The 13,366-nt window shown below is 73.7% G+C and carries 8 protein-coding genes; 3 read left to right on the forward strand and 5 right to left on the reverse strand.

What is annotated here, in order from left to right:
• The first annotated feature begins 67 nt into the window (after window positions 1-67).
• Entirely contained in the window at window positions 68-1,525 is a 1,458-nt protein-coding gene (locus ACFWA9_RS27005; RefSeq protein ID WP_329487198.1) for an aldehyde dehydrogenase family protein, read from the forward strand.
• An 88-nt stretch (window positions 1,526-1,613) separates the two neighbouring features.
• On the opposite strand, the gene ACFWA9_RS27010 is transcribed toward ACFWA9_RS27005, so the two are convergent.
• Both ACFWA9_RS27010 and ACFWA9_RS27015 read right to left on the reverse strand, forming a co-directional pair.
• On the reverse strand, window positions 1,614-3,440 hold the full coding sequence (locus ACFWA9_RS27010) for a 5'-nucleotidase C-terminal domain-containing protein (protein ID WP_380390366.1): 1,827 nt from the start codon (window positions 3,438-3,440) through the stop codon (window positions 1,614-1,616).
• Window positions 3,441-3,725: 285 nt separating this feature from the next.
• Complete coding sequence (locus ACFWA9_RS27015; RefSeq protein ID WP_329492076.1) at window positions 3,726-4,403, reverse strand: response regulator transcription factor; 678 nt, start codon at window positions 4,401-4,403, stop codon at window positions 3,726-3,728.
• 536 nt (window positions 4,404-4,939) lie between these two features.
• Between ACFWA9_RS27015 and ACFWA9_RS27020 the strand changes: the two genes are divergently transcribed.
• On the forward strand, window positions 4,940-8,215 hold the full coding sequence (locus ACFWA9_RS27020; protein ID WP_380390368.1) for an AAA family ATPase: 3,276 nt from the start codon (window positions 4,940-4,942) through the stop codon (window positions 8,213-8,215).
• 41 nt (window positions 8,216-8,256) lie between these two features.
• On the opposite strand, the gene ACFWA9_RS27025 is transcribed toward ACFWA9_RS27020, so the two are convergent.
• The 3 genes from ACFWA9_RS27025 to ACFWA9_RS27035 form a co-directional block, all read right to left on the reverse strand.
• Window positions 8,257-8,802 carry a hypothetical protein gene (locus tag ACFWA9_RS27025; protein ID WP_380390370.1) on the reverse strand — a complete coding sequence of 182 codons (546 nt, stop codon included), beginning with the start codon at window positions 8,800-8,802 and terminating at the stop codon, window positions 8,257-8,259.
• Window positions 8,789-10,441 carry a VWA domain-containing protein gene (locus ACFWA9_RS27030; protein WP_380390372.1) on the reverse strand — a complete coding sequence of 551 codons (1,653 nt, stop codon included), beginning with the start codon at window positions 10,439-10,441 and terminating at the stop codon, window positions 8,789-8,791. The genes ACFWA9_RS27025 and ACFWA9_RS27030 overlap by 14 nt, the downstream gene beginning before the upstream one ends.
• Window positions 10,442-10,523: 82 nt before the next feature.
• Window positions 10,524-11,615 carry a hypothetical protein gene (locus ACFWA9_RS27035; protein WP_352290243.1) on the reverse strand — a complete coding sequence of 364 codons (1,092 nt, stop codon included), beginning with the start codon at window positions 11,613-11,615 and terminating at the stop codon, window positions 10,524-10,526.
• A gap of 266 nt (window positions 11,616-11,881) precedes the next feature.
• On the opposite strand from ACFWA9_RS27035, the gene pyk reads away from it, so the two are divergent.
• On the forward strand, window positions 11,882-13,312 hold the full coding sequence (pyk, locus tag ACFWA9_RS27040) for a pyruvate kinase (RefSeq protein WP_352290245.1): 1,431 nt from the start codon (window positions 11,882-11,884) through the stop codon (window positions 13,310-13,312).
• Window positions 13,313-13,366: the final 54 nt, after the last annotated feature.

Consider the following 13,366-nt stretch of genomic DNA (forward strand, 5'->3'; position numbering starts at 1 on the left):
CAGATCTGATCGAGGAGAGCCTGCGGGCTTTCCCGCAGCTTTCCCGAATCAGCACGAGAGGGATCAGATGTCGTACCTTTCCGAGTTGGCGCTGCAGTACATCGACGGCGAGTGGCGGACCGGCAGCGGCTCCTGGGACATCGTCGACGTCGACCCCTACACCGGCGACAAGCTCGCCACCATCACCGTCGCCACCGTCGAGGAGGTCGACCGGGCGTACCGCGCGGCCGAGCGGGCGCAGAAGGAGTGGGCCGCCACCAACCCCTACGCGCGCCGGCTGGTCTTCGAGCGCGCGCTGCGCATCGTCGAGGAGCGCGAGGCGGAGATCACCGAGGCGATCATGGCCGAGCTGGGCGGCACCGCCCTCAAGGCCGGGTTCGAACTCTCCCTCACCAAGGACATGCTGCGCGAGTCGATGCAGCTGTCGCTGCGCGCCGAGGGCCGGCTGCTGCCCTCGCCCGTGGAGGGCAAGGAGAACCGCCTGTACCGCCTCCCGGTCGGCGTGGTCGGTGTGATCAGTCCGTTCAACTTCCCGCTGTTCCTGTCGCTGAAGGCGGTCGCGCCGGCCCTCGCGCTCGGCAACGGCGTGGTGCTCAAGCCGCACCAGGAGACCCCGGTGGTGGGCGGCACGCTGATCGCCAGGATCTTCGAGGAGGCGGGCCTGCCGGCCGGTCTGCTGAACGTCGTCATCACCGACATCGCCGAGATCGGGGACGCGTTCATCGAGCACCCCGTCCCCAAGGTGATCTCCTTCACCGGCTCGGACAAGGTCGGCCGGCACGTCGCCACCGTCGCCGCCTCGCACTTCAAGCGCACGGTGCTGGAGCTCGGCGGCAACAGCGCGCTGATCGTGCTCGACGACGCCGACCTGGACTACGCGGTCGACGCCGCGGTGTTCAGCCGCTTCGCCCACCAGGGCCAGGTCTGCATGGCGGCCAACCGGGTGCTGGTCGACCGCAGCGTCGAGGCGGAGTTCACCGAGCGGTTCGTCCGCAAGGTCGCCACGCTGCGGGTCGGGGACCCGAAGGACCCGGCCACCCAGATCGGCCCGCTGATCAACCCGGTGCAGGCCGACGCCATCACCGCCCAGGTCGACCAGGCGATCGCCGGCGGGGCCACCGCCCTGCTGCGCGGCGAGACCAACGGCAGCCTGATGGACCCGGTCGTGCTCGGCGGCCTGCCGGCCGGCGCGCCGATCCTGCAGCGCGAACTCTTCGGCCCGGTCGTCCTGGTGGTGCCGTTCGACGGTGAGGACGAGGCGGTCCGGATCGCCAACGACACCCCCTTCGGGCTCAGCGGCGCCGTGCACACGGCGGACGTGGAGCGCGGTGTGCGGGTGGCGCAGCGGATCGAGACCGGCATGATCCACGTCAACGACGGGACCATCGCCGACGAGGCGGTGGTGCCGTTCGGCGGCGAGAAGAACTCCGGGGTGGGCCGCCTCAACGGCGAGTCCACGGTGGACGCCTTCACCACGGTGAAGTGGATCTCCATCCAGCACGGGCGCAGCCGCTTCCCGTTCTGACCCCTCGGGCCCGCCCGGCCGGACGCGGGCGCCCCGCCACCGGGGAAGGGGTGGCGGGGCGGTCGCGGCGGTCGTGGGGCGGGCGGGGTCAGAACACCGGGCGGCCGGCCCGGACCAGGCGCCAGGACTCGGCGGCGAAGTCGGCCGGGTCGATGACGCCCCGGGCCTTCACCCAGGCGATCATCGCGTTGCGGATCTCGTCCGAGTTGGCCCACACCTTCGGGGCGGCCGCGACGTGCGGGAAGTTGCCGCCGCCGTTGGCACGGTAGTTGTTCACCGCGAGGACGAACTGGGCGGCGGGGTCGACCGGCTTGCCCTCGAAGGTGAGGTTGACGATCCGCGAGCCGGCCGGCTGGGCGATGTCGATGTCGTAGCCCAGGCCGTACACCGAGTCGTAGTTGTAGTCCGGGGTGTTCTGCGCGTTGGTCAGGGCGGCCTTGTCGACCGGCGCGTCCGGGGCGAGCTGGTTGTAGTACCGGGCCGAGAACTCCAGGTAGTCCTTCAGCTGGGCGCCCGTCAGGATGCGTGCCTCCAGGGTGTTCTCGTAGATGTACAGGCCTGCCGCGTCGCGCAGCTTGACCTGGCCGGACGGGATCACCGCGGTGCGGTTGAAGGGCGCGGCCTGCGCGAGCACCGGCAGCTTGGCGTACTGGCCGCCGGCCAGCGCCTCCTTGACCACGTCGGCCTGGACGCGGCCGATCAGGTCGATGATCGGGACGTCCCGGAACGGCGCCTCGGCGATCGACAGCTCGATCTTCGCGGTGCCGATGACCTGGTTGACGTACTCGACCACCTTCTTGTGCTGGTCGGTCATCAGGCCGACGATCTCCGGGTCCTCCGGGACGGTGTTGGAGTTCAGCACCCGGGAGGAGAGCGAGACCACCTTCCAGGCGCCGTTGTCCAGCTCCACCTCGAAGTCGAAGCAGGTCAGCCGCTGGCCCCAGCAGAGCGGCTCGGAGAGCACGACCGTCCGGCCGGTCTCCTTGTTGACGACCAGCCGCTGCGGGATCTCCTTGTGCGCGTGGCCCACCAGGACGGCGTCGATGCCCGCGACCTGCTCGGCCAGCGCGACCGAGGCGTTCTCCGCCCACGGCAGCTGGTCGCCGTAGGAGGTGGCCTCGTCCATGCCGGAGTGGCAGGCCACCACGACGACGTCCGCGCCGGCCGCGCGGACCTTGGGCACCCAGACCTTCGCGGTCTCCACGATGCCGGGGAAGGTCATCTTGCCGGCGACGTTCGCCTTGTCCCAGATCGCGATGCCCGGGTTGGTCAGGCCCAGGATGCCGACCTTGAGGGCCGGGCCGTTGCCCAGCCGCAGCTTGCGGATCACGTACGGCGGGAAGGCCGGCTTGTCGGTGCGGGCGTTCAGCGCGTTGGCGCCCAGCAGCGGGAAGTCCAGCTGCTCCTCGTAGGCGCGCAGGGTGTCGATGCCGTAGTTGAACTCGTGGTTGCCGAGCGCCGCGGCCGTGTACTCCATGGTGTTCATGGCGAGCGCCATCGGGTGCTCGGGCGCGGTGTCGGCCTCGGTGGCGATCGGGTCGACCCGGGCGTAGTAATAGGTCAGCTGGGTGCCCTGGATGGTGTCGCCGGCGTCGATCAGCAGGGTGCGGTCCCAGCCCTTCTCCTCGCGGACCTGCTTGGCCAGCGTGGAGATCTTGGCGAGGCCGACCTCGTTGTGCGCCTTGTCGGCGTAGACCGCGTCGGTGAAGTAGTCCCAGTTGAGCACCCGGCCGTGCAGGTCGGTGGTGCCCATGACGGTGAAGGCCTGCTTCTTGGCCCGCCCCTTGGCGCGGGTCTCGTCCGGGCCCGCCGCCGCGGCGGGCGTGGCGGCGACGAGGCCGGCGCCGCCGGCCAGGGCGGCGCCGGCGGCGGTGGCGGCGGACCGGGCGACGAAGTCACGACGGTTCAGAGGCATGGACGGCTCTCCCGGGTGGGGACGGCGAATGGGTCGTCAGGTGTGGTGACGCGCGTAGAGGTACGCGCGTAGAAGTGTGCCGCGCGACCCGGCCGATGGGTAGCCCCGAAACGTTTCCAGCAGGTGAGATCTTGGCGACTCGTTCGTGACACCGCCGCACCGGCATGGCGCACCGCACCCGCCGCGGCCGCAGAACAGGTCACCCGCCGCGGCCGGAAAACGGCCCACCCGCCGCGCCGGCGGACGAGACGCGGCGGGCGGGTGGCCGAAGGACGGGCGCGGGGCCTAGATGTACCCCTCGCGGACCGCGTGGGCGACCGCGTGGGCCCGATTGCGCAACTGCAGCCGGGTCGTCAACCCGTGCAGGACGTTCTTGACCGTGCGCTCGGAGTACGACAACCGGGCCGCGATCTCACCCGTGTCCCAGCCCTCGGCGACCAGCCGCAGCACGTCCGACTCCCGCTCGGACAGCCCCGACGGCGCATGGCCCGGCATCCCCTGGACGCTCCGCTGCAACCGGCCCACCTGGCTGATCAGCCGCCCCAGCAGGTCCGCCGGCAGGTCACCGTCACCCCGGGCCGCCGCCAGCACCGCCCGGCCCAGCCGCTCGGCGGTGGCCTCCCGGCGCCAGATGATCGCGGCCACGCCGCACTCCACCGCCTCCAGCAGCTCGGCCTCGCGCATCCGCTCGACGACCAGCACCACCCGCTGCTCGGCGCCGCGCACCAGCCGCCGCAGGTTCGCCATCACGGCGGCGTCCGCCGACTCGGCCAGCAGCACGGTGACCGCCCCCGGTGTGGTCGGCGCACCCGGCGCCGGATCCAACAGCTCCAGCCCCGGGTGGCGGCGCAGCTGCGCCTCCGCCCCGGCCCGCGAGATCGGGTCCGCGGCCTGGACGACGACGCTGGTCCGGCCACCGCTGGACGGGGGAGCGGCGGACGGGGCGACGTGCCGGGCGGACATCGGACGCTGCGGCGGCACCATCCGCTGGCCCGCCGACGCGGGAGCGTGCCTGGGCACGGCCCGGCGTTCGTGGTCGGTGTGCAGGACAGTCAAGCTGGCCCCCTCCTGGAAAATCCCCGGCTCGCGGCCGGACGGCGGTGCGCCGCGCCCAGGCCCTTACAGGGCCCGGCGGGCACAGGCGTGCGGCGTGCGATGCGGGAACGACGACGGCCCCCCGGTAGGCTCCATGGTCCCCGCCACGGGCGGCCACGGCCATCGTGGTCCACCACGAGATCGGCCACCCGACGGCAACGGAGCAGCGCAGCGCCGCGCGGACACGCGGACGACGGGCGTGGCCCCGGCCCGGGCGGGGGCGGTGCGGGGCGCGGAGGGCAGCCGGACGGATCGGGCGGGGGTGGGGTGCGGAGCGGCTCCGAAAGGGGTGCGACGAGAATCACAGCTCTAACCGAGCCGCTGACACGGCGTCAAGCCGTTTCCCTGCACAACGGGGAAAAGTGCCCGTCCGGTCATCGGCGGGCGTCGCGGGAGGGAAGCAGATGAGTACCGTCAGGACGCGCCGACACCAGCAGGACCGGACCGTCGCCGCACCACCGCACCTCGCGGCCCGTGACCCCCAGCTGCGCCGGATCGCCGCACTCGCCACCCGCGCCCGGACCGGCACCGGCGGCGTCCTGCTGGTCACCGGCGCCGCCGGCACCGGCCGCAGCGCCCTGCTCGCCGAAGCCGCCCGCCGCGAGGCCGCCCACGGCACCACCGTGCTGTGGGCCCGCTGCTCCGTCGACGAGGCCACCACCCCCTACGCCGCCGCCCGCCAGCTGTTCGAGGCCGCCCCCGGCCAGGGCACACCGCCCACCGGGACCGGCCGCACCGCCCCCGACACCGACACCGACCTCTGGGCCCTGCTGCGCCTGCACGCCGCCCACAGCCCCGTCCTGCTCGCCGTCGACGACATCCACCTCGCCGACCGGGCCTCCCGGGACTGGCTGCTCCAGCTCGCCCGCCGGATCGACCGGCTGCCCGTCCTCCTGCTGGCCACCGAACGCCGCCAGAGCGCCCTCGGCAGCCCGCCCGCCCGCTTCGGCCGCGGCCTGCCCCCCGGACTGGCCGACACCACCCGGCTCGACCCCCTCGACACCACCGCCGCCACCCGGCTCGCCGAACTCCACCTCGGCCTCGGCGCCCCGCCCGCCCTCGCCGACGACTGCGTCCGTGCCACCGGCGGCAACCCGCTGCTGCTCACCGCACTCCTCGCCGACCTGCGCGACCACCCCGACGAGTGCTGCCCCGCCGCCTTCACCGCCCTGCCCGCCCCGCCCGCCCTCGTCGCCCTCCCGGCCCTGCCCGCGCCCCGCGCCCTCACCACCCGGCGCGCCCTGCCCGACAGCTGCGCCCGGATGCCCGGCGGCGCCTTCCCCGAAGCCGTCGAACAGTGGCTGCGCGGCGGCGGCGACCGCGCCCTCACCGCCGCCCGCGTCCTCGCCCGGATGCAGGAACACCCCGCCGCCCGCACCGCCCCCCTGCCCGGCGCCGGGGACTTCGACCCGGTACCGATGCTCGCCGAACTCGCCGGCGCCGACCCCGACCAGCTCACCGGCTGGCTCGCCGAGCTCACCGCCCAGAAGCTGCTCGACGACCCCGGCCCCGGCCGCTGGCCCCGCTTCACCCACCCGCTGCTCACCGACGCCGTCCTGGCCGGCCACGAACCCGGCCACCGCGCCCGCGTCCACCGCGCCGCCGCCGAGTTCCTGCACCGCACCGGAGCACCCGACGAACGCGTCGCCGGGCACCTCCTGCTCACCCCCGCCCCCGCCCCGCGCTGGGCCGCGGAAGCCCTGCGCCGCGCCGCCCGCAAGGCCGCCGGGGCCGACCGCCCCGAGGACGCCGTCACCCTGCTGCGCCGGGTCCTCACCGAGCCGCTCAACGACCGCCGGCGCGGCCTGCTGCTCACCGAGCTCGGCGGCCTGGAGGTCACCCTCGGCCCGGCCGAGCGCACCGCGGGCGTCCGCCACCTCGCCGAGGCCGTCCACCTCCAGCAGTCCGACGAAGGCGTCTTCCAGACCGCCAACACGCTCGGCGCCGTACTGGCCGCCCGCGGCGACGCCCCCGCGGCGCTGGAACTGATGGAGGAACTGGCCGAACGCTTCGCCGACCGCGACGACCTCGTCCACGCCGTCCAGGCCGCCGCCGCACTGATCGCCGCGCACGACGGCCACAGCTGGCTCCAGGTGGTCGAGGGCGTCCAGCGGTTCGCCGCCCGCACCCAGCACCGGCTCGCACCGCCCGCGTACGCGCTGCTCACCGAGTTCGACTCGACCAGCGGGGTGCTCTCCGCGGCCGAGGTCGCCACCCGGGTCAAGGACCTGCTCGACGCCCCGGTCGACCCGCTCTGCCGCTCCTACGTCCTGGTCTCCGCCGCCACCCTGGCCCAGTGGGCGGACCTGCTGCCCGAGGCGGACCGGCTGGTGGCGCGCGGCCTGGCCGCGTACCGGGGACCCTCGCTGGACCCCGGCTACCAGTGCCTGCTGAGCGTGCGCGCCGAGAGCCGGGTGATGCGCGGCGAGTACCAGGCGCTGCTCGACGACCTCGCGCTGACCGGATCGTCCGCCGCGTCGGCCGCCGCCGCGTCCGCGCCCGCCGCCTGCGCGGGGCCCGCCGCGCTCCCGGGACCGGCGCCCGCCCCCGCCCAGGCCGTCCGCCAGGGGCTGCGGACCGGCGCCCGCGGCCGGTCCGCTGGCGAGACCGCCGACCGGCCCGAACGCCACGAGCGCTCCGTCTGGTCCTGGTGGTGCGGGACACCGGCGGACACCGGCCCGGACGCCACCGGCCCGGGCCACCCGGGCGCCTGCGCCCCGGGCACCGCGGACCCGCACCCCGCGGACCGCGACGTCACCACCCCGGGCGCCGCGACCGCGCCCGGTGAACCGGCCGAAGCCGACGCACAGGCCCCCGCCACCTACGCCGGCCTGCTCGGCCAGCAGAACGCCCACCTCGTCGCCCAGGCCGTCATCGCCCTCACCGAGACCGGCCGCTACTGGCAGGCCCACGGCCTCGCCCGCGCCGTCGCCGCCGACCGCGCCCAGGGCTCCTGGGAGTGGAACGAGTACCTGTACGCCCGCGGCCTGCTCCGACTCGCCACCGGCGAACCGGCCGAAGCCCTCGTCGACCTGATGGAATGCGGCCGCCGCCAGGGCGAACGGCACGTCCTCAGCCCCATCGTCACCCCCTGGCGCTCCGCCGCCGCCGACTGCCACACCGCCCTCGGCGAACCCGGCCCCGCCGTCGCCCTCGCCGAGGAGGAACTGCGGCTCGCCCGGATCTGGGGCACCCCGCGCACCGTCGGCCGCGCCCTGCGCGCCCTCGGCGCCGCCACCGGCGGCCGCCACGGACTCGACCTCGCCGCCGAGGCCGTCGAACTCCTGCGCACCGCCGAGATCGAGACCGAACTCATCCCCGCACTGATCACCCACGGCCGCCTGCTCGCCGACGGCGGCCGGCGCGGCGCCGCCCGCCGCGCCCTGCGCGAGGCCGCCGGCCGCGCCGAACGGCTCGGCGCGATACGACTGCGGGCCGTCGCCGTCGAGGCGCTCCGCGCCAGCGGCGCCCGGCGCGGCCGCGGCGAGCACGCCGGCGCCGAGGCCCTCACCGACAGCGAACTGCGGATCTGCCGCCTGGCCACGGCCGGACACTCCAACGCCGAGATCGCCGCCATGCTGCACCTGGCCGTCCGGACCGTGGAGACCCACCTGACCAACAGCTTCCGCAAACTCGGCGTACGCCGCCGGGCGGAACTCGCCGGCGCCCTGGAGACGTGACCGGCCCGCGCCGACACCCGGCGCGGGCCCGCCCCCCCGGCTCAACCCGCCAGCACCGCCGCCATCCGCTCCACCTCCCGGGCGAGCGCCACCCCCGGATCCTCCCCGTCCGGCGTCCAGCGCTCCCAGGTCCGCGCCCGCAGATAGCCGTCCACCGCCACCGGCAGCCGCCGCAGCACGATCCGCTCCGCCACCGGCCCCGGACCGACCACCCGCAACCGCTCCACCAGGTCGTCCAGCTTCACCGACGACGGCAGGGCCACCGTCCCCAGATAACCCGCCAGCGCGTCCAGCTCCACCCAGCGCACCGGCGGCGCGGGCACCGGCACGTCCGGCAGCGGCACGTTCGGCACCCGCACGTCCGGCACCCGTCCCCGCCCCGGGGCCACCGGGCGCGGCCCCGGCGCCAGCAGCACACCCACGACGTACAACGCCGCCACGATCCCCGGCCACCACGCACCGCCGAGCCCCGCGAAATGCAGCCCCAGCCCGACCGCCCCGCCCCCGCAGCCGACCAGATTGCGGGTGGACTCCAGATACCCCACCACCCGCCGCCCGCCCGGACCCCCGCGGCTACTGGTACCCACGGATCTCCTCGAACGCCCCGTCCAGCGACGCCGTCCCGTCGAACAGCTTGCCCCCGGTCAGCTCCGCGATCCCCTGCAACTGGTTCTTCGCCGCGTCCCCGAACAGGATCGGGAACACCGGCACCGCCTTCTGCGCCGCCGACAACCCGTTGTAGAAGCTCCGGAAGTCCTTGTCCGACGCGCCCTCGTTGCTCTCACCGTCCGTCATCACCACGATCGACGTGAACCGGTCGTCCTGCGCCGCTGCCTGCTGCCGGTCCAGGAACCGGTACGCCTCCTGCAGCGAGCTGTACACCGCCGTCCCGCCGTCCGCCGACAGCGCCTGCACATCCGCGTTGATCGACGCCAACTCCTGCTGCGCACCGGCCGCCGGCACCGTGTGCGTCTTCGTCGACTTCACCTTGGACGCGAACGACAGCAGTGTCACCTCCTCGCGGTTGCGGAACCGCCGCACCCCCCGGGTGTCCTCCGCCCCGGTCAGCCGCCCCAGCGCCGACTTCAGCGCCGCCAGCCGCGCCCCCGCCATCGACCCCGAGGTGTCCAGCACGTACACCGTCCGCGACGGCCGGCGCAGCTCGTCCTGGTACGAGGCCAACAGGCCGTCCGCGACCGCCTTGCTGCCCGGGAACGGCAACTCGTGCCGCCGGTCGGCCGGCAGCGAAGGCGCCGCCGCCACCCCCGCCGACACCGGGTGACGCAGCGTCAGCTCCGAGACGCGCTTCTGCACCTCGTCCTTCAGCAGGTAGTCGGTCAGCCGCCGGAACGAGTCCCGCTCCCGCTCGGCCGACGAACTGAGCAGCGTCAGCGGATAGTTCGCCGACACCACGCCGTCGGTCGGCCGGATCACCGTCAACTGCTGGTCCGCCGCCAGCGTCTTGTTCATCGACAGCAGGACCGACTCGTAGTTGACCAGCGCCCCGACCCGGCCCTGCTCCGCCCGCGCGTACGCCTGCGCCAGCCAGCCGGACGAACCCGACGTCAGCTTCTGCCCCGTGAAGAACTGCTTCAACGACGGCGTCGCCTTCCGCACGTCCGCCTCGGTGAGCGCCGAATCCGCCCCCGAGAACGCCGCCGCCACCGCCACCAGCGCCGAGAAGCCCGAGTTGGACCGCGACGGGTCGGCCATCCCGTACGCCAGCCTGCCGGTCGACGCCGCGTCCGCCAGCTGCCCCCAGCTCACCTTGGAACCGTCGCCCCAGCCAAGCTCGTTGAGCGCGGACGACCGCACACCCACCGCCACCGGCGACACCATCACCGGCGTCTCCGACAGCAGCTTCGACTTCCCCGCGTCGTCCAGCCGCAGATAGTGGTTCGAGGGGAACCAGACCGCGTCGTACTTGCCGTCCGCCCGGCCCGAGGCCACGGCGTCCGCACCGTCCAGCGACCCGGTCCAGGCGAACTGGACGGTCACCCCGGTCGCCTTCTGCGCCTCCTCCAGCACCGGCGCCATGTCCTGCAGTTCGCTGCCGGCCAGCACCCGCAGCACCCCCGCGCGCGCGGTCGGCGCCGGCGCGTCGCTCTGCTGCGGAGCCGGCGCCGGCGAGGACGTGCACGCCGTCGCCGCCACCAGCAGGGCGAGCCCCGCCACCAGCACCCGCCCGCCGCGCCCCGCCGCGGCGCCCACCCTGGTCGTCCTCATCGTCGCCCCGTCCGTCGTGCCGTCGTGTACCGCTTCGGGCGGTCCCGTTCGCCCCGCCACCGTCCCGCCCGCCATCGGCCGGTCACTTCCCCTTCGCCGCGTCGACCAGTTTGGCCAGCGCCTCCGAGGACGGCACCGGCGCCTGCTTCACCCGCGCCGCCGTCAGGTCCGCCGCGAAGGCCGGGTTCTCCCGCCCGGCGGTCCGCAGACCGAAGGCGGCCGGATCCGACTGCGGCCGGAACCCGTACCTGGCCTCCAGCGTGCGGAGCTTCTGGTCGTCGTTCAGCAGCGCGGCCAGCTTCTGCCCGGCCGCCGTGCGCCCGACGATGGTGTGGTCGGAGGAGATGGTGGTGTCCGGGTACAGCACCACCATGTCGCCGGTGCCCTTGCCCTCCACCGCCAGCTGCGCCGCCTGCGACTCGTAGGCGAGCACCAGCGGATTGCCCACGTTCGAGAGGAAGTCCCGGAACGGCTCGTCGCTGCTGCTCTTCTGGATGCCCTGCTTGCTGGTCAGCGCGGACAGCACGGCCTTCACCTGCTGCACCTCGGCGTCGCTCGACACCACCTGGTGGTTGTTGAGCAGGTAGGAGACGAGTGCGAGGTACAGCGCCCCGGAGGAGGACTCGGCGGGGTCCGTGGTGGTCATGAAGACCGCACCGCTGAGGTCCGCCTGGTCCTTCGCCCCGGTGAGCTCCTCCCACCGGCGGCCGGCCTTCACCACGTTGACGTACTCGTCCATCCTGAACGTCCACACCCGGGAGTTCTGGTCCTGGGAGGCCAGCCCGTTCTGCGCCAGCACCTTGGCCGTGGACTGGTGGGCCAGCACCACCAGGGGCGAGTAGAACGGGCGGACCGGCCCGTCCTTGAGCTGCAGCTGCCGGCGGATCGCCTCGGCCGGCGACAGGCTGGCCGGGAAGGCGAAGTCGAGCCGGCCGAGGTCGCTCTCGCTCATCAGCCACGAACCGGTGGTCTGCACATCGACCTTGAGGCCCTGCTCCGCCAGCGCGGCCACGACGTCCGGATCCTTGAAGAAGTCCCGCTTCTCGGAGCCGATCACGCCGGTCACCGTGACGACCTTCGAGCCCGGATCGTCCTTGCCGGTGGGTTTGAGCAGCGCGAACGCCACCCCGCCGAGCAGCACCAGTGCCGCGATCACCCCGAACGCACGTTTCATACCGGGCGATTCCCCCTCGTCGGACCCGTGTCCGGGCTCCCACCCGGGTGACGAGCGTCCCGCCGGGCCGCGAGCGGCGGCCGAAGGCGTGGTGAACCGGGGGTGAACACCCCTTCACGGAATCGCATCGGCGGACGCCCGCGGGGTGCCGCGCGCACACCAGTCCGAGCGGGTGTCAGATTGTTCAACTCGCCTTCCTGCAAAGGTCATCCCGCCGGTCGGACGGGCGTCGATGTTACGCGCCGGTAATGCCTACGCTCAGGGGTATGCGCCGAGCAAAAATCGTCTGTACTCTCGGGCCAGCCACCGACTCGTACGACCAGATCAAGACGCTGGTCGACGCCGGGATGGACATCGCCCGCTTCAACCTGAGCCACGGCTCGCACGCCGAGCACGAGGAGCGCTACCGCCGGGTCCGCAAGGCCGCCGACGAGACCGGCCGCAGCGTCGGCGTGCTCGCCGACCTTCAAGGCCCGAAGATCCGACTGGAGACCTTCGCCGAAGGTCCGGTACTTCTCGAACGCGGCGACGAGTTCACGATCTCCACCGACAAGGGCGTCGTCGGAGACCAGAACATCTGCGGCACCACCTACCCGGGCCTCGCCGCCGACGTCACCAGCGGCGAGCGGATCCTCGTCGACGACGGCCGGGTCACCCTGGAGGTCGTCGAGGTGGCCGGCCCGCTGGTCCGCTGCACCGTCGTCGAGGGCGGCCTGGTCTCCGACCACAAGGGCCTCAACCTCCCCGGCGTCGCCGTCTCCGTACCCGCGCTGAGCGAGAAGGACATCGCCGACCTGCGCTGGGCCCTGCGGACCGGCGCCGACCTGATCGCGCTCTCCTTCGTCCGCAGCGGCCGCGACATCGAGGACGTCCACCGCGTGATGGCGGAGGAGGGGCGCTTCGTCCCGGTCATCGCCAAGATCGAGAAGCCGCAGGCGGTCGAGAACCTGGAATCCATCGTGGACGCCTTCGACGGCATCATGGTGGCCCGCGGCGACCTGGGCGTGGAGATGCCCCTCGAACAGGTCCCGATGGTCCAGAAGCGCGCCGTCAAGCTGGCCAAGCGCAACGCCAAGCCGGTCATCGTCGCCACCCAGATGCTGGACTCGATGATCAACGCCTCCCGCCCCACCCGGGCCGAGGCCTCCGACGTCGCCAACGCCGTCCTCGACGGCAGCGACGCGGTGATGCTCTCCGGCGAGACCTCCGTCGGCAAGTACCCCGTCGAGACGGTCCGGACCATGGGCCGCATCATCGAGGCCGCCGAACAGGACGTCCTCGCCGACGGCCTCCCGCCGCTCACCGCCGGCACCAAGCCGCGCACCCAGGGCGGCGCCGTCGCCCGCGCGGCCACCGAGATCGGCGACTTCCTGGGCGCCAAGTACCTGATCGCCTTCACCCAGTCCGGCGACACCGCCCGCCGGCTCTCCCGCTCCCGCTCGCCGATCCCGGTGCTCGCCTTCACCTACGAACCGGCCGTCCGCAGCCAACTCGCCCTCACCTGGGGCGTGGAGACCTTCCTCGGCCCCTTCGCCGCCACCACGGACGAGATGGTCGAACAGGTCGACGCCGCGCTGCTCTCCCTCGGCCGCTGCCGCAAGGGCGACATCGTCGTCATCACCGCCGGCTCCCCACCCGGCCTCGCCGGCTCCACCAACCTCGTCCGCGTCCACCACGTGGGAACACTGGACAGCTGACCGGGCTTCGCTGATGGCGGGGGGGGGGCGGGGGGGGGGGCCCCCCGCCCGACG

The sequence above is a fragment of the Kitasatospora sp. NPDC059973 genome, from assembly GCF_042737525.1.
GTDB lineage: Bacteria > Actinomycetota > Actinomycetes > Streptomycetales > Streptomycetaceae > Kitasatospora.

Coding starts and splice junctions, on each gene's coding strand:
- ACFWA9_RS27005 (WP_329487198.1), top strand. CDS start 68: ATGTCGTACCTTTCCGAGTTGGCGCTGCAGTACATCGACGGCGAGTGG.
- ACFWA9_RS27010 (WP_380390366.1), bottom strand. CDS start 3,440: ATGCCTCTGAACCGTCGTGACTTCGTCGCCCGGTCCGCCGCCACCGCC.
- ACFWA9_RS27015 (WP_329492076.1), bottom strand. CDS start 4,403: ATGTCCGCCCGGCACGTCGCCCCGTCCGCCGCTCCCCCGTCCAGCGGT.
- ACFWA9_RS27020 (WP_380390368.1), top strand. CDS start 4,940: ATGAGTACCGTCAGGACGCGCCGACACCAGCAGGACCGGACCGTCGCC.
- ACFWA9_RS27030 (WP_380390372.1), bottom strand. CDS start 10,441: ATGAGGACGACCAGGGTGGGCGCCGCGGCGGGGCGCGGCGGGCGGGTG.
- ACFWA9_RS27035 (WP_352290243.1), bottom strand. CDS start 11,615: ATGAAACGTGCGTTCGGGGTGATCGCGGCACTGGTGCTGCTCGGCGGG.
- pyk (WP_352290245.1), top strand. CDS start 11,882: ATGCGCCGAGCAAAAATCGTCTGTACTCTCGGGCCAGCCACCGACTCG.